This window comes from Compostibacter hankyongensis, assembly GCF_039541075.1.
Lineage (GTDB): Bacteria > Bacteroidota > Bacteroidia > Chitinophagales > Chitinophagaceae > Compostibacter > Compostibacter hankyongensis.
Genome location: NZ_BAABFN010000001.1, coordinates 407,616 through 431,728 on the forward strand (window position 1 = coordinate 407,616; position 24,113 = coordinate 431,728).

At 53.7% G+C, this 24,113-nt stretch carries 19 protein-coding genes; 14 read left to right on the forward strand and 5 right to left on the reverse strand.

Annotated elements, in window-relative coordinates:
• Nucleotides 1-80 precede the first annotated feature (80 nt).
• From ABD851_RS01660 to ABD851_RS01670, 3 genes are read right to left on the reverse strand one after another with little or no spacing between them, the layout of a single operon-like run.
• Nucleotides 81-554, reverse strand: coding sequence for an Lrp/AsnC ligand binding domain-containing protein (locus ABD851_RS01660; protein ID WP_344974306.1), 474 nt, complete (start codon nt 552-554; stop codon nt 81-83).
• Entirely contained in the window at nt 539-889 is a 351-nt protein-coding gene (locus ABD851_RS01665; protein ID WP_344974309.1) for a hypothetical protein, read from the reverse strand. Before ABD851_RS01665 ends, ABD851_RS01660 begins: the two co-directional genes overlap by 16 nt.
• 40 nt (nt 890-929) lie before the next feature.
• Nucleotides 930-3,353 carry a TonB-dependent siderophore receptor gene (locus ABD851_RS01670; RefSeq protein WP_344974312.1) on the reverse strand — a complete coding sequence of 808 codons (2,424 nt, stop codon included), beginning with the start codon at nt 3,351-3,353 and terminating at the stop codon, nt 930-932.
• A 162-nt stretch (nt 3,354-3,515) separates the two neighbouring features.
• Here ABD851_RS01670 and trmB point away from each other — a divergent pair, with 162 nt between their 5' ends.
• The 4 genes from trmB to ABD851_RS01690 all read left to right on the forward strand — a co-directional run bounded on the left by trmB (nt 3,516) and on the right by ABD851_RS01690 (nt 5,445).
• Entirely contained in the window at nt 3,516-4,238 is a 723-nt protein-coding gene (gene trmB / locus ABD851_RS01675; protein WP_344974315.1) for a tRNA (guanosine(46)-N7)-methyltransferase TrmB, read from the forward strand.
• The gene (locus ABD851_RS01680; protein WP_344974318.1) at nt 4,195-4,569 is read left to right on the forward strand and encodes an MGMT family protein; all 375 of its coding nucleotides are present in this window, start codon (nt 4,195-4,197) and stop codon (nt 4,567-4,569) included. Before trmB ends, ABD851_RS01680 begins: the two co-directional genes overlap by 44 nt.
• A 4-nt stretch (nt 4,570-4,573) precedes the next feature.
• Entirely contained in the window at nt 4,574-5,017 is a 444-nt protein-coding gene (locus ABD851_RS01685) for an IPExxxVDY family protein (protein ID WP_344974321.1), read from the forward strand.
• A 200-nt stretch (nt 5,018-5,217) separates the two neighbouring features.
• A complete protein-coding gene (locus tag ABD851_RS01690) occupies nt 5,218-5,445 on the forward strand; it encodes a 4a-hydroxytetrahydrobiopterin dehydratase (protein ID WP_344974324.1) in 228 nt (75 codons plus the stop codon).
• A gap of 18 nt (nt 5,446-5,463) precedes the next feature.
• Here ABD851_RS01690 and selD read toward each other — a convergent pair whose 3' ends face one another.
• Both selD and mnmH read right to left on the reverse strand, forming a co-directional pair.
• The gene (gene selD / locus ABD851_RS01695) at nt 5,464-6,519 is read right to left on the reverse strand and encodes a selenide, water dikinase SelD (protein ID WP_344974327.1); all 1,056 of its coding nucleotides are present in this window, start codon (nt 6,517-6,519) and stop codon (nt 5,464-5,466) included.
• Between the two features lie 17 nt (nt 6,520-6,536).
• A complete protein-coding gene (gene mnmH, locus ABD851_RS01700) occupies nt 6,537-7,592 on the reverse strand; it encodes a tRNA 2-selenouridine(34) synthase MnmH (protein WP_344974330.1) in 1,056 nt (351 codons plus the stop codon).
• 363 nt (nt 7,593-7,955) lie between these two features.
• Between mnmH and ABD851_RS01705 the strand changes: the two genes are divergently transcribed.
• The 10 genes from ABD851_RS01705 to ABD851_RS01750 all read left to right on the forward strand — a co-directional run bounded on the left by ABD851_RS01705 (nt 7,956) and on the right by ABD851_RS01750 (nt 24,007).
• Complete coding sequence (locus ABD851_RS01705; protein WP_344974333.1) at nt 7,956-8,543, forward strand: sigma-70 family RNA polymerase sigma factor; 588 nt, start codon at nt 7,956-7,958, stop codon at nt 8,541-8,543.
• Nucleotides 8,544-8,797: 254 nt separating this feature from the next.
• Entirely contained in the window at nt 8,798-9,988 is a 1,191-nt protein-coding gene (locus tag ABD851_RS01710; RefSeq protein WP_344974336.1) for a FecR family protein, read from the forward strand.
• Between the two features lie 248 nt (nt 9,989-10,236).
• Nucleotides 10,237-13,563, forward strand: a complete 3,327-nt coding sequence (locus ABD851_RS01715; RefSeq protein ID WP_344974338.1) for a TonB-dependent receptor — start codon at nt 10,237-10,239, stop codon at nt 13,561-13,563.
• Between the two features lie 10 nt (nt 13,564-13,573).
• Nucleotides 13,574-15,325: a RagB/SusD family nutrient uptake outer membrane protein gene (locus ABD851_RS01720; protein ID WP_344974341.1), complete on the forward strand. Its 1,752-nt coding sequence runs from the start codon at nt 13,574-13,576 to the stop codon at nt 15,323-15,325.
• 132 nt (nt 15,326-15,457) lie between these two features.
• Nucleotides 15,458-16,129 carry a DUF3823 domain-containing protein gene (locus tag ABD851_RS01725; protein ID WP_344974344.1) on the forward strand — a complete coding sequence of 224 codons (672 nt, stop codon included), beginning with the start codon at nt 15,458-15,460 and terminating at the stop codon, nt 16,127-16,129.
• 101 nt (nt 16,130-16,230) lie between these two features.
• The gene (locus tag ABD851_RS01730; protein WP_344974347.1) at nt 16,231-19,221 is read left to right on the forward strand and encodes a PVC-type heme-binding CxxCH protein; all 2,991 of its coding nucleotides are present in this window, start codon (nt 16,231-16,233) and stop codon (nt 19,219-19,221) included.
• A gap of 31 nt (nt 19,222-19,252) precedes the next feature.
• Nucleotides 19,253-21,097, forward strand: coding sequence for a neutral/alkaline non-lysosomal ceramidase N-terminal domain-containing protein (locus ABD851_RS01735; protein WP_344974350.1), 1,845 nt, complete (start codon nt 19,253-19,255; stop codon nt 21,095-21,097).
• 186 nt (nt 21,098-21,283) lie between these two features.
• Complete coding sequence (locus ABD851_RS01740; RefSeq protein WP_344974353.1) at nt 21,284-21,937, forward strand: TetR/AcrR family transcriptional regulator; 654 nt, start codon at nt 21,284-21,286, stop codon at nt 21,935-21,937.
• A gap of 290 nt (nt 21,938-22,227) precedes the next feature.
• Nucleotides 22,228-22,848 carry an RNA polymerase sigma-70 factor gene (locus ABD851_RS01745; RefSeq protein WP_344974356.1) on the forward strand — a complete coding sequence of 207 codons (621 nt, stop codon included), beginning with the start codon at nt 22,228-22,230 and terminating at the stop codon, nt 22,846-22,848.
• 73 nt (nt 22,849-22,921) lie between these two features.
• A complete protein-coding gene (locus tag ABD851_RS01750) occupies nt 22,922-24,007 on the forward strand; it encodes a FecR family protein (RefSeq protein WP_344974359.1) in 1,086 nt (361 codons plus the stop codon).
• Nucleotides 24,008-24,113: the final 106 nt, after the last annotated feature.

Here is a 24,113-nt window from a genome sequence, read left to right on the forward strand (position 1 = left end):
AATACGCCGTTGTCCCGGGGCGGCGAGATCAGCCCGGTCATGGCGTATAGCGGCCGGCAGGGCCCGGGTATGGCTCCTGCTCAGTCCGCCGGGGCAACGTTTATGCTGCGGGTGAATTCCTCTTCGAGGGAGATGATGGTTTCGGTCCGCTCAATCCCTTTAACCTTCTGAAGCTCATCGTGTAATACACGGCGCAATTGTTCTATATCTTTGCAGACCACCTCGGCAAAAATGCTGTAATTGCCCGTGGTATAGTTGATCCGGGTGATCTCGGGGATCTTTTTCAGCTCCTTGGCCACGGTATCATAGAGCGAGCTTTTTTCCAGGTAGATACCGATAAAGGCGATCACGTCATAGCCGATCATCTTCAGGTCTACCTGAAGCTTGGTGCCTTTTACCACGCCCATCTCATGCAGCTTCTTCATACGGACATGGATCGTTCCCCCCGATACGAAGAGCTTTTTACCCAGGTCGGCATACGAAATCTCGGCATTCCGCATCATTTCGTTGATGATCTGCAGGTCCAGTTTGTCGATGTTTAAGGTAGCGGCCATTTTGATGCTTTTAAAAACGGATGTAGAAAAGGATAGCGATCAGGATTCCGGTAGAGACCTTCACCGCCAGCAAAAATGCCGTTCCGGCTTAGGCTTTCATTACCAAAGGATAAAGATAGGAAATTTTGATACTTTGCAAAACAGGCCTGCTTTTTTGTTTTTTTGTCAAGTATGTGGCCCCAAAACGGCAGAATGTATAACAGACACTTATCAAGACAGTACCGCAACGGCGGAAAACCTTGAGAAATTCTGCCGCAGCGGAAAGCATCTGAACGGAAAAAACAAAGCACGCACTTTCGGAAGCCGGCCGCTCCCGCAAAAGCGGCCGGGCGCATGGATTTACCGGAATATGGCTCCGGCGCGTCAGATCTGCGGTCAGAATTTGAAAGACAGGCTGGCCACAAAATTCCGGGGCTTCTGCGGGTTCACCGACCAGTAGCCGATATAATATTCCGTGTTGCTCAGGTTGTTTACATTGAGCGCAGCCCTGAACCTGCTGCCTTCGTAAAACAGGGAGGCATTCAGCAGCGTATAGGCGGGCAGGTAAAAGACGCCGGTCTGACTGTTGTCGATCACCTTGTAACGGCCGGCGTAGTTTCCTCCGATGCCCAAGCCCAGACCCCGTAAACCATCCTTGTGGAAAGTATACGTTCCCCAGAAGTTGGCCGTATGCTGAGGGCCTTGTCCGCCGGGACTTCTGCCGGGCTCCGAATAGAAATCCATATCATTGCCCTCAATCACCGCGGTATGGTTATAGCTGTATCCCGCGATCAGACTGAGCCCCTCCAGCGGATAGGCCGCCAGGTCCAGCTCGAGCCCCCTGCTGCCTACCTTGCCACCCTGGACCTGGTCATTGGGATTACCGGCAACCGGCACCACCCTGTTGCTGACCCGGATATCATAATAGGAGAGGGTGGCGGACAGCTTTTGGGAAAAGAGATTGGCTTTTACCCCGGCCTCCCACTGGTTGGCATGTTCGGGTTTAAATGATTTGATGCGGGGATTGCTGCCATCGGGGTCGGCGACTTCTGCCGGTGCCACATTGATAAAGGCATTCATATAATTGGCAAACAGCGATACCTTATCCGGCACCGGCTGATAAACGAGACCAAACTTGGGTGAGAGCGCGAACTGGCTGAAGTCGTCCTCATCCGTGCTGCGTTCGCCCTTCGAGTCAAAGTAATCCGCCCGCAGGCTGGCCATGAGCATCAGCCCGGGCGTGATATTGATCACATCCGATACATAGGCGGCATAAGAGCTGTTCGAAATGTTGCTGTGGGCAGGTTCCGTACCGGCCAGAAGATTGTCGATGGATGCCTTGGTCAGGTATACGGGAACCAGGGTGTCTCCGGAAAAGGGGTCGACGTAGTTGACGTCCCCCTGCGGAGTGACGTTCCGGGCCCATCCCCATCCGGAGCCGTTGTCCACCACATGCTGATTGAAGAAATCGAGTCCCAGGAGCAGGCGGTTCCGCAGCCTCCCGATGTTGAAATCCCCGTTGAAATTTTGCTGTATGTCGGTGGTATAGGTCGTCTGCTGCTCGTCGTGGAAATATTGACTGAAATGATCGGCCTCGGTGGAATCATCATCCCAGATATAGGTATAGATGCCATCGGATTTTACGGTACCCCTCGAGAACACGGTCTGGGAAGTCCAGCGGCCGGAGAGCTTGTACTCCATCCGGGCCTGGAGGTTGAACTTGGGATTTCTGATGGTCAGGTCGTTGCTGGTAAAGGACAGCTTGGGATCCAGGTTCAGCGCATCAATCGTTTTAAAGGGAAGCGCGCTCAGTCGGTCGGAATGAAAAAATACCGGAGGTACTGCTCTTTCTTCCTGCAGGATCTCGGTGAGGATATGAAAAGAAAGCCGGTCGTTCACCTCGTATACCAGCGAAGGCGCCAGGAAGAAGGATTTCCGGAAACCGGCATCCTGAAAGCTGCCTTCCGAATGATAGGCCGTATTGATGCGCATCGCAATTTTCTCCCGGGAGCTCAGGGGTGTGTTGATATCCGCTGTTACCCGGTTGAGGCCAAAGCTTCCGAACTGGTAGCCCGCTTCTCCGCCGAAATGATAATAGGGTTTCTTGGTGATGGTATTGATGATGCCGCCGTAGCTGTAAAAGCTGCCGCCGAACAGCGTGCCCGAAGGGCCTTTGAGTACTTCTATCTCTTCCACATCGGCCGGATCCATATCTCCGCTGGTCAGACCGGGCAGCCCGTTCACGAGCGCCGGCTGGGCGTCGAAGCCGCGGAGCGCAAAGTAAGCACCGCCGTCTCCGGCCCGGCCTGTAGAAGCCCAGGTGCGGGATATCCCCGGCACATTCCGCATGGCGTCGTCATAGTCGGTAACGGCTTGCTGCTTCAGGATCGCCGAGGTGACGGTATTGTAAACCTGCGGATTTTCCAGATTTTTCAGCGGCATCTTGGCCACGCCGGTGTTTACCTTATCCGGGTTGCGGCCGGACACGACTACTTCCCGGAGGGCTGCGGCGTTTTCTTTCAGGCGGAAATCGACGGTCAGGGTCTGCCCTGCCGCCACATGGATCTTTTTTTCCTGTGTCGCCATACCCACCGCAGATATCTTTAAGGTCCAGCTCCCGGGTTTTATGTTCCGGATGATATATTTTCCCTGTTCATTGCTGATGCTGCCCCAGCTGCTGCGGGTTATGCTGACGGTGATGTTGGCCGCCGGAAGCCCATCGCTCCCGGCGATGGTACCCCTGACGGTACCTGTGCTTTCGTCCTGGGCAAACAGCAGAAACGATGGGAACAGCAACAGGAGCGTGAAGATTGTTTTCATATGATTGGTTTGGCGCGATGAGCAGTTTGAGGGGAGCAAAAGTAGCCGCTTGGCCGACAAACCATCCCCGGCAATCGGGAAAATGATTTACGCGATTGGGAAAAAAATGCCTGGCGGTGAATACCCGGCTTCCGACTCGGCTGTCTGTCTTATTTTTGCGGCATGGGACACAACAAGCTGATCCGTTTTGAGGAGATCCTGCATTTTCCGAATGTGCTCATTTATCCCGAGCAGCAGGCCGGCCGCTGGGCGGAACATTTCGGGAACAATCACCCGGTCACCCTGGAGCTGGCCTGCGGGAAAGGCGACTACACCCTGGCGCTGGCCCGCCGTTTCCCCGAAGAGAATTTTATCGGCGTGGATATAAAGGGCAACCGCATATGGAAGGGGGCCCGCACCGCCCTGGATGAAGGATTGCGGAATGTGGCTTTCCTGCGCACGCAGATCGGACAGCTGCCCGCCTATTTTGCGCCCGGGGAGGTGAAGGAGATCTGGATCACTTTTCCGGATCCCTTCTTACGGAAGTCAAAGGCAAAGAAGCGGCTGACGCACCCGGTGTTTCTGCACCGCTACCAGCAGGTACTGACGCCCGGCGGAATGATACATCTCAAAACCGACTCTCCCGAGCTGTATGCCTTTACCCGGGAGGTGATCAGTGAAAATGGCTGTATCTTAGCTGAGGACATTCCGGATGTGTATGCGCTGCCCGCTGTGCCTCCCCTGCTGGATATACGCACTTTTTACGAGAGCATGCACCTGGCCGCGGGCCGGACGATCCGGTACCTGCGTTTTTCATTACCCGACCGGCTGCCGCCCCTGCCGGTGAAAAAACAACATGAGCATGGCGATGCAGAAATCCTCCAGGACGCCGACAAAAAACAGTAAGGAAGAACCCGCTTCCTTTTTTGAAACCGTATATGCCATCGTAAGAAAAATTCCCCGCGGGAGGATAACCACTTACGGCGCCATTGCGGAAGCCGCCGGCACAAGACTTTCCGCCCGTATGGTGGGCTGGGCCATGAATGCGGCGGGACATGCGCCTGTTCGCGTTCCCGCTCACCGTGTGGTGAACCGCAACGGCATGCTTACCGGACGTCAGCATTTTGCCACCCCTACCCTCATGCAGGAACTGCTGGAACAGGAAGGGGTAAAGGTGGAAAACGACCAGGTAGTGGAATTTGAAAAATTATTCTGGGCGCCGCCCGTGAAAAGCTGATCTTATGTCCAAAGGCCGGTTTACGCTGAACACTGCCCTCCTGGAGGAAGACTTTTTTGACATGACATGGCTGATCGGCATCCTGGCCCCGATAGCCGATTACCGCTTGTGCTGGCAGCTGAACCGCGCCCTGGGCGTCAATTTCAGGGTCAACAACGACCTCGAGATCTCCCTGATCAGCAAAGGGAAAAAATGTTATTTCACGGTTTTCGAATTTACGGAGCCGGTAAAATCCGTGGCGCATTATTTGTACAACAATCACAGCAAGGCGGAATTCCTGCTGCCGGAGCTCCGGAACATCGATTATCTGTGGCTGCTCAAGGGAGATTATTACCGGCAGGGCGACGTACAGGAACTGATGGAGCGGATCCGCCGTGTGGAAGGCGTGCAGCTGGTGAACTTGCTGGATCCCGCCGGGCTGAAGCACCGGCAGCACCTTATCTTCTGAACCCGCCGGCCCCCTACCCCCTGACCCCCTAAAGGGGGAGGTGAAAGGTAAAAGGTGAAAGGCAATTGAGTGAAATAAATGATTTGATGTGCCAATTTACTCCATCATCAAATCATCAAATTTCCAAAGGCAAAGCCTTCACTGAGACCACTAAGAAATCATAATGCGCGAAGTAAATCATCAAGTCAAAACCTTATCCTATGTGGCAGGAAAAAAATAACCAGCTCGTTCGTGAATTCAGTTTCGATGATTTCAGCCAGGCTTTTGCTTTTATGACCCGCGTGGCCCTGCTGGCGGAGAAGATGAATCACCATCCCTATTGGATCAACGTCTACAACAAAGTGGATATCCGTCTTTCTACCCACGATGCCGGCGATGTGATTACCGATAAAGACCGGAAGCTGGCTGCGGCGATCGACGGGTTGTAAACGTGGGCAACGGCTTGCTTACAGCACGGTAATAAGCGGTTGCTCCCTATCCTTTGCTGCCGTCAGCTTGCCGATCGGGGTGCCAAAGGCGCTTAGCTGATGGGCGGCCAGCACGGCCCTGATCTCTTCCAGCCCTTCTGCTTCCGCGGCAATAAGCAATCCCCCGCTGGTTTGCGGGTCGGCAAGGATGGCCTTGCGGAGCGGCGTCAGCGCGCCGATCTTATGCCCGTAGCTCTCCCAGTTGCGTCCGGTGCCGCCCGGCACGGCCTGCTGTTCGATATAATCCGGCAGATCGGGGCTCAGCAATGGGATTTTATCGAAATACAATTCCGCCGCGCATTGGCTGCCCCCGGCCATCTCTGTCAGATGGCCCAGCAATCCGAAACCGGTGACGTCGGTCATTGCCGTAACGCTGTCCAGCGTGGCGAGCGCAGCGCCGGCTTTGTTGAGCTGCAGCATTCCTTTTGCGGCAAGATCCCTATGTTCCGGCTTCAGCAGCCCTTTCTTTTCGGCGGTAGTCAGGATACCGGTCCCCAGGGGTTTGGTGAGCAGCAGGAGATTACCCGGCTTGGCGGTATTGTTCCGCTTGAGATGGCGCACGGCCACGGTGCCGTTTACCGCAAGTCCGAAGACCGGCTCTGGATTATCGATGCTGTGGCCGCCCGCAAGGGGTATGCCCGCGGCCTTGCAGGTGCTGCGGGCCCCTTCCAGCACCTTCGCCGCTATGGAAGGCGGGAGGAGGTTCACCGGCCAGCCCAGTATGGCAATGGCGAGGAGCGGCGTGCCGCCCATCGCATAGATATCGCTGATGGCATTGGCGGCGGCAATGCCGCCGAAGGCATAAGGGTCGTCTACCACCGGCATAAAGAAATCCGTCGTGGAGATAAGCGCCCTGCCTTCTCCCAGGTCATAGACGGCGGCGTCGTCACGGGAATGATTGCCCACCAGTAAATTCGGGTAGTCCGGCTCCGCATCCTCCCGCCGGAGTATTTCGTCCAGCACCTTGGGAGATATCTTGCAGCCGCAGCCGGCGCCATGGGCATAACGGGTAAGCTGTACAGGAGTGTTGTCCATTGCGGTAAAATACAAAATTATCCGGCGGCCATGCCAGCCAGTTTTTCGGCCAGGAGCGCCGGATCTGTGCCTGCATCCTGCAGCACCCGGACCTGTGCGGAATCGGGCCGCAGGGAGAGCGACTTCCGGTAATATTTATCATAGTATTGCAGCAGGATGCGGAAGCAGCCTTTGAGATCGCCCTGCTGCAGGGCCTGCGTCGCCTTCTGCGTTTCCAGGCCGCCCAGCCTTTTCCGGATGCGGAGTATTGCCTGTTCCAGCTCGGCGCTGCCGGCGTTGCCATAGCTCTGCAGGAGATTATCCAGCCGTTGCGGAAACGGGATGTCCAGAAAATACAGGGGAGCATGGTGAAGCTGTTCCCAGAGGGCGCCGGGAATGTTGACCTGCCCGATGCGCCGGCTCTCGTCCTCCATCCACACCGGCGTTGCTGCCGCTTTTCTGAGCGCCAGCGCCAACCGGTTCTCGAACATCTCCTGCGAGGGTTGCGGCGGCAGTCCGATGCCGCCAAAGGCGGAACCCCGGTGCCCGGCCAGCCGTTCAAGGTCTATCACGGAAGCGCCCTGCTGCCCGAGTGTGTGGAGCAGGGACGTTTTGCCGGAGCCGGTATAGCCTCCCAGCACCCGGATGTCAAAAGGCAGGGTAAAGGTCTCCAGTACATAACGGCGAAAGGATTGATATCCCCCTTTGAGCGTGTATACCGTAAAGCCATAGAGGTCCAGCAGCCAGGCGACGGCTGCGCTGCGCATGCCGCCCCGCCAGCAGTGCAGGAGTATGCGGCGGCCGGCTGCTCCGCCCGGAGGGGAATGCTGTTCCGCCATGAGATCCTCCGCGGCGGTCACCATGGCCCGCATCCTGGGCCCGAAGAAATCCAGTCCTGCTTTGATGGCGGCTTCACGGCCCTGCTGTTTGTACAGGGTGCCGACGACCTTTCGCTCCTCATCGTCGAACAGGGGCAGATGATGTGCGCCGGGCATATGGGCATGCCCGTACTCTGCGGGAGCCCGTACATCCAGAACGGGCATCGTTGAAGCCATCGTCATGAAAGTTCCGATATCCAGAATTTCTGCTGCCATTGAAGTCTTGTGTTCTCCTGCAAGTTAAGATATAGATGATCGAAACTACGACATCAATGCGCAGGAGATATAAAAAGTGTTGTCTGCAGGTTCGCTTTACAGGTGGCGGAGCCGCCGGGATGGCTGCCGGGAAGGGGATATAGGATGCAAACAGCATTAGCGGCTCATCGCAGAAAAGGAAATGAGAAGACAGCAGGCTATTGCAAAAATGAGAAGGGAACATTAGCTTTGCTAAGGTAGGCTGTACGATATTACGGTCCTGCCTGCTGTAGCGGATGGCGATGAGGGTTTCCGGACCTCCATGTAAAAAACAAATTTTGTCCCTGTTTTTTGCTTTATCTTATTAACCTGTCATAGCGGCTTATGGATAATGCGTTATACCACGATAGCTTATTCCGGCAATTAGCGGTGGGCAGCGAGCCGGCTTTCCGGAAAATATTCCATGCCTATAATGCTCAACTCCATCCGTTTATTTTTAGGATGACCGGTTCCGGGTACGTTACCGAGGATATTATACAGGAGACCTTCCTGCGCCTGTGGATACACCGTGCGGAAGTGGGCCGGATGGACCGGCCCGTATCATGGCTGTATACCGTTGCCTCGAATTTGTCTTTGTCGTGGCTGCGGGCCCGCGTTTCGGAACACCGCCGGCTGGCGCGGATAGAGACGGAGCACCGAACGGCCCCGCATCCCGATGAGGGAAATCTTTCCCTGAAGGAAATTCAGCTGCTGGTCGCGGAGGCGGTGGCCCTGCTGCCACCCAAACGGCAGCAGATATACAGGTTGAGCCGCGAGCAGGGCCTCAATCATCAGGAAATTGCCGAACAGCTTCAGCTTTCTCCCAATACCATAAAAAACCAGCTGGTCAGCGCGCTTAAATTCATCAAGGTATATCTTCAGAAGGCCGGTGGCCTGGCTGCACCGCTGCTGATTTTAATCTTCGGCCATTAATTTTCTTTCCGGATAGTCCCTCGCGGTCTTTGCTGCGTTCTTATAGTATGAGGGGTGTAAACGGACCTGGCTGTTGACAATGTTAACTTACGAGGTTTATCTCGTTCATAATAATAGTCACGGGTATCGATGCACCTTCAGTGTCGTCTGCCCGCCACAGCGACGTCAGCCGGGTCCGGCCGTTGAAACGCGCAGCGTTCATTGAGACCTTTAAAGGTCATTATGAACCGAGATAAAAAGACACACATTAACGGATGAAAGAAGAAGAGCTAAAGCGTCTGCTTGAACGGTACATCAGCCGTACGGCGACCGAAGAGGATTATCGGCGTCTTTCCGAATTGCTGGAAAAAGAAACAGGAGCCTGGACCAGGGTGATCCGGAAAATGATGGAGCAGGAGCCGATCGACCGGGAGTATGACCCTTCACGCTGGGAGCAGACCATCAACAGGATCCTGCGGAAGGGCGGCAAGGCAGGCAGGAGCGTGAAGCGGAAAAACCGCTTGCGCATGCGGAAGATGGCTGCCGCCGCCGCAATAGTTATTTTGACGGGCATCGGCGTATCCATATATATACACATAAGGCATAAGCAGGATCGCGCGGGCGTCGCGCAGCTCAGTGATTTAAAAAACGATATACGTCCGGGTGGTCCGAAGGCGCTTTTAACATTGGGCAACGGACAGCATATTATCTTGGACAGCATGCAGAACGGCCCCATAGTCTCCCAGGGGAGCGCACGTGTCGTAAAGCTGAAAAGCGGCCAGCTTGCCTACAACCGGGAGCAGGGGGATGCGGTCCGCGACGTTTACAATACGTTGCAAACGCCGCCGGGGGGACAATATGAGCTGATCCTGCCTGACGGCAGCAGGGTATGGCTGAATGCAGCTTCCTCTATCCGTTTCCCGGTTACTTTTCAGGAAAAGGAGCGGCGTGTTTTTATTACAGGAGAGGCCTATTTTGAAGTCGCCCGCGATGCCGTAAAACCCTTTGTTGTTTCGGCAGGCGATATGCAGGTGAGGGTGTTGGGTACGCATTTTAACATTATGGCTTACGCCAACGAACCGGTGATGAAGACCACCCTGCTGTCGGGTGCGGTGGAGATCGCGGAAAAAGATGCTTTGGCAAAACTTAAGCCCGGACAACAGGCTGTTCTCCGGCCGGTGCAGGGCGATCAAAGTCATATTGCCGTGAAGGAAAACATTGACGTAAGTGAAGCTGTGGCGTGGAAAAGCGGATTGTTTCAATTTTCTGATGACGGCATAGAATATGTCATGCGGCAGATTGCCAGGTGGTATGACGTGGAGATCATATACGCAGATAGCGTACCCGACGTCCATATCACGGGAAAAATACCCCAGAACACGAATCTTACGGACGTGCTGAAGATGATGGAGCTGAGCGGTATCCGTTTTAGGCTGGAGGGCAGGAAAGTAATTGTATTGACCTAAAGAAATATAAATGGGACCTTGATTCAAATGACTTATTTCCCCGAAGGTAAAAAGCCGGATCCTGATCTGCACTCAGGGTCCGGCCGTTGAAACGGGCTAATGCAATCATTATCCAAGCGAATGTCTAATAATCATTTTAACCCTCCGGAACGAATGCTCCGGTCAACCTTTACAAATATATGCATTTAACTGTAAAATGCCCTTGCAGTTCCTCATCAGGGTTTCCCGTTCTAAAAAAATTGCTGATCATGAAACTGCTATCTATTGCCTTATTGGCGGTTCACCTGCAAGCCAGTGCGAATGCCGACGCACAGCAGATCACCCTGATCGCAGATAATGCTTCTCTTAAGAAAGTGTTCAGCGAGATAGAAAAGCAAAGCGGCTATTTCTTCATTTACAGAAATGAATGGATCCGTCGCGAAGAAAAGGTGACCGTGAACCTGAAGAACGTATCCTTGACCGAAGCGTTAAAGACTATTTTGGATCATCGGGCGTTAACGTACACGCTCGTTGATAAAAACATTGTGATCAGAAAAACTGCTCCGCCGGAGGCGCCGGTAGCCGCTCCCGTGCAGCAGGTAAGAGATGTTCAGCTTTCGGGCGTCGTAGCCGATTCGGCCACCGGGCGGCCACTGCCCGGCGTGACGGTAAAAGTGCGGAACAGCAATACGGGCGCCACCACGGATGCAGAGGGTAAGTTCAGCTTGACGGTGCCTGAGGATGCAGTGCTGGAGGTGACCTATCTGGGCTACGGTAAAAAGGAGGTTCCGGTAAACGGAAAAAATGTGATCAGGATACTGCTCGCGCCTGAAGCAACCGGATTGAACCAGCTGGTGGTGGTAGGGTACGGCACCCAGAAAAAAGCCAATGTGACCGGTTCCATTTCGACCATATCGAGCAAGGATCTGACCACGGTGCCGGTGGCGAATGTGACGACGGCGCTGGCCGGAAAGCTGCCGGGACTGATTGCGGTTCAACGGAGCGGACAGCCCGGCGCGGATGACGCCAGTCTCTCTGTTCGCGGCTTCGGGAATGCGCTTGTCGTCGTCGACGGGGTTGTGGGAAGAGAGTTCTCTCGCCTGGATCCTAATGAGATAGAAAGCATCACCGTGCTGAAAGACGCCGCTTCCGCTGCGGTGTATGGCGTTAGCGGCGGGAACGGTGTGATCCTGGTGACCACGAAGAAGGGATTTATCGGGAAGCCGGAACTCAATTACACCTTTAACTACGGCGTGCAGCATGTCACAAAATACCCCCGGTTCGTGAATTCTGCCGAGTTCGCCACCCTGAAGAATGAAGCTTCTGTAAATTCCGGCGGCGGGCTGATATACAGTCCCGAAGAAATCCAGAAATACCGCGAAGGAACCGATCCGAACTATCCCAACTTTGACTACTACGATTATTTTGTACACGATTATACGCCGCAGATACAGCAGGATCTGACGATCCGGGGCGGCAGTGAGAAGATCAGGTACTTTTTTCTGCTGGGCGGGCTCAAACAGGCGGCCATGTGGAAGGGTAAGCAGGATTATACCCAGTATAATTTCAGATCCAATGTCGATGCGCAGATCAATGACGACCTGGACATTTCGGTCCAGATCGAAGCGAGGGACGAGGTCCGGAACGAGCTGACCCAGGATTCCTACCTGATGGCCTCCTGGCTGCAGTATTCCTGGCCGATTGACAAGCCGAAGACACCCGACGGCAAAATAGCATCTACAAATTACGGGCTTACGGCTTATCTGGATAAGGACCTGGCCGGCTATATCAAAGACAACAGGAGGCGTTATATCGCTAACCTGACCATCAATTACCGCATACCTTTTGTTGAAGGGCTGACCGCCAAGATTATGGCTTCGAGGGATATGTATATCGGCAAGACCAAAAGCTGGCTTAAAAAATACAATACTTATCAATGGAATGAGGAGACCCAAACGTCCGAGGTGACGGGGTCGCGGGGAGAGAACAGTCTTGAGCTGGCCAATGCAGACGTCGGGATAACGCATATCCAGCCGGCCCTTGAATATGACCGGACCTTTTCGGAGAAGCATCATGTCAGCGCGCTTTTGTTATTTGATGAAACCGAGTCCGACTCTTCCAGCGTTTCCGCGACCCGGGTGGGCTATGTGGTGCCGATAGACCAGATCTTCGCTGGGCCCGACCTGAACAAAAGCAACGGGGGAACCGCAGCCGACGACGGGCGGGAAAGCGTTGTAGGACGTGTCAATTACGACTATATGGGAAAGTACCTGGCGGAATACAGCTTCCGGTATGACGGGTCTGCAAGGTTTCCGCCGGAGAAAAGATGGGGATACTTCTCCGGCGTCTCCGCAGGATGGCGGCTGTCCGAAGAGGATTTCATAAAAAATAATTCCCGCGCCATAGATAACCTGAAGCTCCGTTTTTCCTGGGGAAAGCTGGGGAATGACGAAACGGGAATATTCCAGTTTTTGACCGGATACCTGTACCCCTCGCCCGGCAGCTACATCTTCGGGAACGATATTGTAACGAACGGTATGATCCCCAACGGGATCGCCAACCCTTATATTACCTGGGAAGTAAGCCAAACCTGGAATCTCGGCGTCGACCTGGATCTGTGGAACGGGATGTTCAGCGCATCGGTGGATGTTTTCAGCCGGCAGCGGACGGGGATACTCGCCAAAAGAAACCTGCAGCTGCCGCTTACCTTCGGCGCTACCCTGCCGGACGAGAACCTGAACTCGGACAAGGCCAAGGGTTTTGAAGTAGTGCTGAATCATAACAACCAGGTAGGGGAGATCAACTATAATATCTCAGCCAACCTCTCCTTCGTGAAATCGAAATGGGACCACGTAGAGGAAAGGAATTTCAGTTCGGAATACGACAGGTGGGTAAACAGTAAGGCAGAACGTTATGTGAACCGGTATTTCGGGCTAAAGGCCATCGGCCAGTTTCAGTCGGAAGAAGATATAAAGTCATCGCCCATACAGGATCAGAAAGCGAATTCAACCCTTCGCCCCGGCGATATCAAGTACGATGATTTTAACAAGGATGGCGTCATAGATGCAAACGACAACCAGCCGCTTGGCCGCGGAGAGACCCCCGAGATCAATTACGGTTTGCAGATGGGACTGGGCTGGAAAAGATTGTCGCTGGCCGTGAACTGGCAGGGCGCCGCCAATTTTGTCATGCAGCAGCAGTCCTTTTTGATCGCGCCGTTCTTTAACGGGATGAATGCATACGCGTATTTAATGGACAGATGGCACCGGGAGGACATGGCTGATCCCAATTCCAAATGGATACCCGGTAAATATCCGAGCACGATCGAATCGGGGGCGCCGAATAACATGCAATTCTCCTCGTTCTGGCTGAAGAATGCCACCTACCTGAGATTGAAATCGGTCAACATTACCTATAGCTTTGACCATCCCCTGCTCAAAAAGGCCGGCATAGAAGGGATCGATGTGTCGCTGAGCGGTCAGAACCTGCTGACGTTTTCAGGATTAAAATATATTGATCCCGAAGCGCCTACCGGCAGATTATCCTATTACCCTCAGCAGAAGACCTATAACCTTGCCTTAAACATCAAATTCTAATACGGGGTTTATGAAAAATAAAATATTTGCCGCCTGTCTCTTGATAACGCTGTCCGGCTGTATCAAGGATGTATTGGACAGAAAGCCGCTGAACATCATCACGGATGACGATGTGTGGGAATCCAAAGAACTGGTGGATATATACCTGGCCAACCTGTACGATGCCATCCCGATCGGTTTTCTCAACCGGGTGGATCAGTCCAACTTCACCGACGAGTCGTCCTTTATGGACGGGACCTACGTAAGCGGCTATGGCAACCAGTGGCTGTCCCTCAACACAGGTATGTATGAATGGATCAGAAATGTCAATTATTTCCTCGGACGGATCGGGACCAGCAGCCTTTCCGAAGAAGACATCCGCACTTTGTCCGCCGAAGGTCATTTCATCCGGGCTTACTATTATTTCGACCTGGTCCGGAAATATGGCGGAATGCCGCTGATTAAAACGGTGCAGAATTTCGACAATAACCTTGAGGATATTCAGATACCCAGGAGCAAGGAAGAGGAGGTGTGGGAATTCATTGCCAGCGAGCTGGACAGCGCCATCCTGGATCTGCCCGAAACGCAGGAGGCGGCAGGGGCGAACCGGCCCACAAAATATACCGCTCTCGCCCTGAAGTCGCGCGCAATGTTGTATGCCGGATCTATCGCCAAATACGGCCAGGTTCAGCTTGGAGGAATCCTGGGGATCCCTTCCGATAAGGCGGAAAGCTACTTCACCGCATCGTTGGACGCTTCCCAAAAGATCATCGATAGCAAGCATTTCTCCTTGTATACGAAGCAATATGATCCTGCTACACATGCCGGAGATCCGGTGGCCAATTATCAGAATATATTCCTCGATGAAAACAACAGCGAGATCATTTTTCAGAAGGCGTACAGTTTCCCCGATAAAGCGCACAGCTATGACAACTGGAATATTCCCGAAGGGTTTACCACCAATAACGGCAGCTCTATCGCCCCGACGCTGGAGATGGTAGAATCCTATGAATATATCGACGGGTCGCCTGGGGATTTAAAAACAGATAAGGAATACGATTCTCCCACCGGCATCTTTGAGGGCAAGGATCCCCGTTTCGAAGCTTCCGTCCTCCATGGCGGCAGCCCTACGGGCTGGGGCCGGGATGTACAGATATACCGCGGCATTTATGCCGGAGGCAAGCTGTACGAAAGCCTTTCTCCTTTCCCGGAAGAGCCTTCCCGCAGGCAGGTCGGTCTCGACGGGCCGTTTTCATCAGGCAATTTCGGTAAAACGGGTTTTTATATAAAGAAGTACATGAATATCGCCAACCGGGTGGTAGAGCCGGGATATTCGGATCAGAACTATATCGATATCCGTTATGCGGAGATCTTATTGAATGCGGCGGAAGCGGCGGTTGAATTGGGAAGAGATAAAACCGGGGCGCTGGATGCCATTAATCAGATAAGGGGCCGGGCGGGCATAAAACTGCTGACGGCCGGCGAGCTGACCCTGGATAAAATACGGCATGAAAGAAAGATCGAGCTGGCATTTGAAGACAAGCGCTTCTGGGATATAAGAAGATGGAGGCTGGGCACAAATCTTTTCAGAAATACGTATGTCCACGGGCTATGGCCTTATCTGAACTATGAAAACGGCAAATATACCTACACCTACAAGGTGGTTAACGGCTATCCTATCGACGACGGCTATCCCAGGATATTCGAACAGCGGGACTATTACAGTAATCTTTCGGCATATGTGAATTCCAATCCCAAAATCGTCAACAATCCCGGGTGGTAATCCCGGCCGGCAATCAATAGGGTCATGATCATCTTTCCGGAGCGGCCCGCAATGCCGTCCGGCTATGAAATACCGGGCGTTTATTGAAGCCGGAAAAGAGATAAACGAAGAAAAAAATCAAAATATTAACGCATGAAAGCGAAATTATTTTACCTGTTCATGCTGTCCTCCCTGGCCGGCTGCACCATTGACAATTATGAGATGCCTCATCTGACGTTGTCGGGCAAGATACTGGATGCCCAGACAAATGAGCTGATACCTTCAAGCGGAGCCAACGCCGGCGCCCTTGTTAAGCTGTATGAGGGCAATTCCACCCAGCCTCTGCTATATACGGTCAAGCCGGATGGCACCTTTCAGAATAGCCGCGTTTTTCCCGCTACCTACAAAATCGTTGCGGAAGGGGCATTTGACAGGGTGGAGGACACGATCACGGAAACTATTTCGAAAGATATGCAGCTCGATATCAAAGTGACGCCGCATGTCCGGCTGCAGCTGACCCTTGCCGGCATTACCGACACTACCGCGGAAATCAAGATGCATTATAAAAAGATCAACGCTGACCAGGAGATCGTCAAGCTGGGTGTGGTTTGGAGCACCTTCGCTTATCCGAATGCCACCGTCTTCCCGGAAGGCGACATTATACTGGAGGATGCAGCCCCTGCTCTTCCTGCTGAAGGCGATCGGACCTATACCGTGTCCGGCCTCAAGGCGGGAGCCACCTATTATATACGCGCCCTTGCATTGACCAACAATGCCGGAGGATATTACAATTACAGCACACAGCTTGAAGCTGAAGCGAAATAAGCGCATGCGCCTATGCAACATCGCAAAAGAGTCTCTATCTTTAGATGACTGCCGGACATAAAGACATCCCATTACGATAAACAACCCGTACAAACTCCTGTATGATGATAAGCAGAAAATATCTTTTTCAATCCTGTTACCTTCTTTTCTCATTATGTGTTATCGGCCTTGTGACCAGTGGCTGCCACAACAAATCCGCTTCTCCCTTCAGCGAGTCCGCCGAGGAGGACCTCTCCACTTTTCAGCTGGAGCCGGGATTTAAGATCGAGCTGATCGCCAGCGAACCGCTGGTCCGCGACCCGGTGGATATGACCATTGATGAATATGGCCGCATGTATGTCGTGGAAATGCCCGGGATGCCGCTGAACAAGTCGGGGCTGGGAAAAGTCATCATGCTCTCCGATACCAGCGGCGACGGGAAAATGGATAAAAGAACGGTTTTTGCCGATTCCCTGATCATGCCCTCGGGCGTCACGCGCTGGAAAAAAGGGATATTGGTGACCGATCCGCCCAAGGTGTATTATATGGAAGACACCCAGGGCGACGGCATAGCCGATATCAAGAAGGTCGTACTTACCGGATTCGACACTTCGAACCTGGAGGCCAATGTAAACAATCCTGAATACGGGTTGGATAACTGGGTATATCTTGCCGATCTGCCGGTCGGGGGTGGGTCGGGGATCCGCTATGCCGACGACACTGCCGGAACGGCCCTGCCCGAAAGCTCCGTCCGTTTCCGGCCCGACCGCCGGCAGCTGGAGGTGCTGTCGGGGCAAACCCAATTCGGACAGGCATTTGATGCATGGGGCAACCACCTGCTGGTTAATAACAGCAATCACATCTTCCAGAACGTTGTCGCCACCCGCTATCTCCAGCGCAATCCCGATCTGGTGGCGCCCAGCGCAATCCAGACGCTGGCGGATCATTCCGAGGTTTTCCCGATCACCAAGAATCCGGAATATCAGATGCTTACCAATGTGGGCGTATTCACCTCGGCATGCGGACTTGCCACCTATCTCGGAGGCGCCTTTCCGGATCCGTATAACCACGACGTAACGTTTGTCTGCGAGCCGGTCAGCAATGTGGTGCATGTGGACCGGCTGTCATCCGACGGGGTCACCTTCAAGGCCAACCGGATATTGGATCATAAGGAATTTCTCGCGTCAACGGATCCTTACTGCCGGCTGGTCAATATGTATACCGGGCCGGACGGGGCACTATACGTGGTTGATTTTTACCGGCAGGTTATCGAGGGGCCGGAGTTTATGTCGCAGGAGGTGCTGGATTCGGTCGACCTGTACAACGGCACGCACAAGGGCCGCATCTACCGCATCAGCGCCAAAGACGCCGCCGCACCCGAATGGACAAAAGGACTTGAGCTGGGAAATGCAACGGACCAACAGCTGGTGGAGAAGCTGGCAGACAAAAATATCTGGTGGAGACGAAATGCGCAGCGGTTGCTTGTCGACCGGAAGCCGGCCGGGGCCGTGCCGCTTTTAACGGAGATGGCGCAAAACACGAAATCGCCGATGGGACGCTTGCATGCCCTGTGGACGTTGGAAGGCATGGATACGCTCTCGTCCGCGTTAATTACCCGTGCCTTAAAGGACCCGGAAGCCGGTATCCGGGAAAATGCCATAAAGCTTGCCGAGCTCCATTTGAGCGCCGATCCCTCCCTCGCTGCCGCGTTGCTGCCGCTGAAAGACGATCCCGATCGCAAAGTAAGATTTCAGCTGCTGCTGACCTTAGGGTTCCTCGATACCCCGGAGGTCAATCAGATAAGACAACAGCTCTTGTTCAGGGATATTAACGACAAGTGGGTCCAGCTGGCCGCGTTGAGCGCATCATCATCCCAGGCCACTGCCTTGCTGGATGCCGTTCTGGCGAAGTTTGACGCTGGCAATGCCGCTTACGCCCTGCTGGTAAAAAGTCTCAGCGCCATTATTGGGAAGAGCCAGCCCGCCGCCGTCATGCAACCGTACGTCCGCGAAGCCACCGCCGTCTCCGCCGCGCAGGGAAGATGGCAGGCCCCGCTTCTTGAAGGACTGGCTGAAGGCCTCGGGAGCAGGAAAGACCTTCCTGCGGGAATAGAAGCGGAGCGTGCGCTCCTCATGCAAAGTTGCCTGGAGCATCCGGCTATGCCGATAAGAGAAGGCGCCCTGAATATATTGAAGGTCATCGGCCTCTCTCCGGGCGCACAAACCCAAAAGACCCTCCAAAAAGCCCGTCAGATGGCTGCTGATGCGAAACTGCCTGAAGAGCAGCGGGCGGGCGCTATCGATTTTCTGGCTTTGCAAAGCCCGGCATCCTATTCGTCGCTCCTGAAGAGTTTGATCGTTCCCCGGGAACCCCTGCCCGTCCAGCTGGCGGCTTTGCGTGCGCTCAGTCTCGTGCCGGGACTGGAAGTAAGCCAGTATATCCTGCAGCGATGGCTGACCCTTTCTCCGGAATTGAGGAATGCAGCGATCAACGCCTTTATGTCCGATGACCGGCGGATCGACCTGCTGCTCAATGCGGTGGCGTCCGGAAAGATCAACACCGGCGAGATCAGCTGGTCGCAAAGCGTCCGGCTGAGATCGCTGGGGAATATGGAACTCCGAAAACGGGCAAGGACGTTACTTACCCAAAAGAGCGATGAACGGGAAAACGTGATAAAAGATTACCGTGCCGCATTGTCCCTCAAGGGAGATGCCGCAAAGGGCAAAGCGATATTCCAGCAAAACTGTTCCGTGTGCCATCAGGTGCGGGGTAAGGAAGGAAGGGCATTCGGTCCTGACCTGGGTACGGTTCATGCCTGGGCGCCTTCGGATATTATGATCAATATCCTGGATCCGAACCGGTCCATTGCGCATGGGTACGACAGCTGGGATGTCAGCCTGAATAACGGCGAGTCCGCACAGGGGATCATTTCCGAAGAGACCCCTACCGCGATCACCTTAAGTGACGCCAACGGACATACGAGCAATATCGCCCGCCAGGATATAAAATCGTTAAAGGCGCTGAAGCTGTCTCCCATGCCGCTGGGTCTGGAAAAGAAGATCGATAAACAGCAGATGGCCGACCTGCTGTCGTTCCTCCGGCAGGGAGAATAATAAAAAAACACTTAATCAAATAGGATTCATTATGCTACGGAAATCAATATGCACGCTTATCGACAGGCGTTTCAGAACGGCGCTTGTTCTTTTTCTACTGGTTGCCGGTCTGCTCGGCGGGGAGACTGCCTATGGTCAGCAGGTGGATGGGAAGATGCCCATGGATGCTGGCGTAGCCAGTGTCGATATCACCCCCCAGGTACCCATCCGTATGGCCGGATATGCAGCCCGGTCCAGCGCCGAGACGGACAGTGTGCTGCAGCCTATCTCTGCAAAGGCGCTGGCGTTGGGCAGCGACCAGCAGCATCCCGCCGTATTGATTACGGTGGATCTGGTGGGCATACCCTGGAGGATCACCAAACAGGTCTCCGATTTCCTTTCGCAGAAAATGGGGATTGATCCTGCCCAGCTTGTCATTTGTGCGTCCCACACGCACGGCGGGCCCGAAGTCGGTAACCTTATCAATATATTGCAGGCCAGGGGCGGCCACTTCACCGATTCCCTGCTGGCCCTGGAGCAGCTGATCCATATTGCGCAATATACCGAAGCGCTGACGCAGAAGCTGAAGGACGTAGCGGTGGCGGCCCTGAAAAACCGGCAACCTGCGTATGTGTCCTGGGGGCAGGGTCAGGCTTTGTTTGCGGCCAACCGCCGCACGAAGGGAGGTCCGGTCGATCCGGCATTGCCCATGCTGCGGGTTACGGATCTTAACGGAGGGTTAAAGGCCGTCTTTGTCAATTATGCATGTCACGGAACCACATTGGGGGGTGACGTGCACAAAATTCATGGCGATTGGATCGGGGAAGCGCAGCGTGTGATTCAGACCCGGCATCCGGGGGCTACCGCCCTGATCGCGCTGGGTTGTGCCGGCGATGCCAATCCGGCGCCAAGAGGCAGCCTGAACGATGTGAAGCAGCACGGACAGGAGATTGCCGACAACGTCGATAAGCTGGTGGCCGCCGCATTGCAACCCCTGAACAGCCCCCCTGCCGGGAAGATGAAGTGGATCAAGCTGCCGTTCTCCAAGGTGCCCACCGTTCCTGAATTGATCGAGCTGACGAAGGACGAAACCGTAAAAGGATATTACGCCCGTCTGGCCCTGGAGCGCCTCGAAAGAGGGGAGACCATACCGGCGACGCTCGATTATCCCGTCCAGGTATGGAATTTTGAAAACAAGATGGTCATGGTAAACCTGGGCGGTGAAGTGGTCGTGGATTATGAGATCCGGCTGAAGAACGAATACGGCGCCGAACGGCTTTGGGTCAACGGTTATTCCAATGATGTTCCCTGTTATATCGCATCGCGGCGGGTGGTAAAAGAAGGCGGTTATGAAGGAGAAAGCAGCATGTACTGGTACAACAAGCCTGCACCCTTTGCGCCGGAGGTGGAAGATATCATTGTAAATGCGGTGGGTGAATTAATGCCGCCGGCATTTAAGGATAAAAGACCCGAAGCTAATCATCAGGAGCTTATCCGGCCCGGCGAGGACAATACCTATCGCCTCTCTTCGTGGCTGGGCAGCGCCGTAGGACAGCATATCAAGTACATGCCGGAGTGGAAGGCGTTCGGCTGGTTCAATACCGAGGACCAGGCGGTGTGGAAGGTGGATGTAGCAAAAGCGGGGAGGTACGACGTATATCTCGAATGGTCGGTGTCGGATAAGGAGGCGGGGAAATCGTTTGTGCTGCAATCCGGAAATAAAAAGGTGACCGGAAAAGTGGCGCCGACCGGCTCCTGGTTTACCTACAGGACAAAGAAGGTAGGATCCATTCGCCTGTCCGGGGGAGTACAGGACATTGTGCTGAAATCAAATTCCAAAAGGGAAAAAGGTTCCATCTTTGATTTGAGAGAAGTGAAGCTGGTCCCGGCCAAATAGGGATTTTAAATAATCATATTGTCTGCACAGATGCGCTGCGGATGTACTCCACGCGGCCGGTTTTTCCGGCCGCGTGTTTTTATAAGGGAGCCCGGCGTATGTCTGTCCGGGCGGTGAAAAAATTTTGGTGGATATTCCAAAGTTTTCTACTTTTGACTCTGAGCGTAAAAAAGTCAAAAATACAATATGCCGGAGCAGGATCTCAAGCGGGAAATGATTCTGGACATTGCCTTGAAGAGACTTGCACATTTTGGCCCTTCCAAGACAACGATGGATGAGATTGCCCGTGACCTGGAGATATCAAAGGGACTGTTGTATTATTATTTTCCGGATAAGGAAAGCATCTGTATCGCTGCGGTGGAGCGGGTGGTGCAAACCTCGGTAAATTCCCTGCAGGCGCTGATGAAAGAGCCCTTGTCCATGGATGAGCTGCTGGAGCATTACCTGCGGCTGAAAGAAGAGAACTATATCCGTTACCAGCATCTGCTGGGCATTCTCGAATGGTCGCCGAAAGGGCGTACCTGTCTGGCGCAGCAGGGGCTTGATATTTTCCGCCGGGCGGAAGTGGGGTTTATGGCCCAGCTGATCAGCCGGGGTATCCGTGAAGGAGAGATTGATGAGCATACCGACCCGAAGTTAACGGCGGAGATATTTTTTGATGCAATGCTGGGACTGAGGATGATGTGGGTGAAGGAAAAGTGCCAGCATTTCAGCCGGATCGAAAAGCGTAACATCAGCGTGCTTATGCGGCGGATCAGGCTTTTGCAGGAAACCTTTTTCAGAGGATTGCGGACAGCGGCGGCGGCTTCCGGACCGGCGGCGGACGCAAAGATGCGATGAGCCGGCATCCGGGTCCGGTGCGGAAAAAGACGCTTGCATAGCAGAAGAGATCATAAAGAGCATACATATAAAGTGTAGTAGTAGGTTTTAAGGTAAGGTAGCGTGAAAGGACGATGATTTTTCATCGTCCTTTTTTTGTTTAAAGCAGGTTCGCCCCCTGGCCTGCAGCGTCCTTCCCGCCGGCTGCGTTTTCCGGCAGCATATGAACTTTTTGAAAAAAAACGAATAACTTATCGTTACTTTAGACGGCAGACCTTGCCCGTTTTCTAATTTCATCTTAGACTTGCTATGTGAAAGAGGATATCTGGAACATACAATGGCAAAAATGCTGTCTGGAAGACGACCAGCACGCCTTTGAGCGGCTTTTCACCCATTTTTATGTTTCACTCGTCCGCTTTGCTGCCGATTATGTTGGCGAAAAAGCCTCGGCGGAAGAGATCGTATCCGATGTTTTCGTGCGGTTATGGAACAATCGTTCCCGGCAGGACCCTATCCGGAATATCGGCACTTATCTTTTCATTTCGGTACGCAATCAATCCCTTAATTACCTCAAGAAATTCTCGCGGATGCGGCTCGTCGCCGATCCGGAAAATTTTTGCCACCGCTTGACCGATTCCCATGACCCGGCATGCGCCATGGAATGGAAAGAGCTGCTTTTCAGACTGGACAAAGCCGTGGAGGCGCTTCCCCCGCAATGTAAAGCGGTTTTTAAACTTGTCCGGGAAGAGGGATTCCGGCATAAGGAAGTGGCTGAGATCCTGAGTATCTCTCCGCGTACGGTGGAGACCCAGCTGCTCCGGGCCATGAGCAAGCTGCAGGATGTGCTGGATAATTCTCCTTCCTCCGCCCCCCGGAGATTCCGCAATAATGAGCTGCGGAGCATGCTGCTGTTATTCGGCAGCCTCTTTTAGGCCTTTCAAAAATTTTTTCCCCCTTGTCCGTGTTCCGGGCTTTTTTGTTGTCCTTATTGATATAACCGTCAATATGCACAATAAAAGGTTTGTAAGCCTCGTGACCCGCTGCCTTTCCGGAAACATTACCCGGGAAGAGCAGGAAGAGCTGAATGAGGAGTTGCAGGCTTCGACGGCAGCGCGGGAAAAATTTGAGCTGTTGCGGCGGTTCTGGCAACACCGCCCTGATGGAATGGGCGGCGTAGATCCGTCCGCGGCTTACCGTTTGGTACAGGAACGTCTGAGCCATGAGCCGGCCCGCGGTAAACGCCGGCCCCGGTTTCGCAGGCAGGCGTTTTTGGCCGCCGCTGTCCTGCTTTTGCTGATCCTGGCGGGAGCATTGCTTTACCGGTACAAACCCTTTTCCCGGGACAGCGAGACCGTAAAATGGATTACGCTCTCCACCCCCAGAAAAGAAAAGCGGCATATTGTGCTGGAAGACGGTACGGGGATCTGGCTCAATGTGGACAGCAGGCTGCGCTATCCGGAAAGATTCGGGAAGCATACGCGGGAAGTATACCTCAGCGGCGAGGCTTTTTTTGAAGTGAAAAAGGCGGCTGCACATCCTTTTGTGATTCACGCCAATGATCTTGACATCAAGGTGCTGGGTACCGCTTTCGACGTAAAATCATATCCCGGAGACCCTACTTACGAAACTACGCTGCTGAAGGGGGCCATAGAGGTCAGCCTTCGGAGCAATCCTTCAAAAAAAATCCGGATGAAGCCCAATGAAAAGCTGGTATGGCGTAACCAGCGGGCTACAGACAGCCTTGCCCTGATGCATAAGGAAAAAGAAAAAGCTGCCTCGCCGGACTGGCACCAGCTGCCCAGGGTAAGCATCGGCGAGCCGTTGTATCTCCCCGGTGAGGACAGTTCCGCTGTGGCGGAAAATGCCTGGGTGGAAAATAAGCTGGTATTCCGTGATGAAAGCTTTGAAGTGCTGGCCGTTCAGCTGGAGCGCTGGTATGACGTTCATATCCGTTTCAAACGGGAGGCTCCGCGATACTACCGGTTCTCCGGTATTTTTACCCGTGAAACCGTTGAGCAGGCGTTGGAAGCCCTTCAGATGACCGAGTCTTTTCATTACCGTATAAAAGGTAACGATATCACGATCTTTTAAACCCAATAAAACATTTTATGGATACTTCCTGAAGGAGGTTTACAACAAGAGGGCGGGAAGTGTTGACGCACTCCCGCCCGACAGGTCAACAGGAATGCTCTCCTTG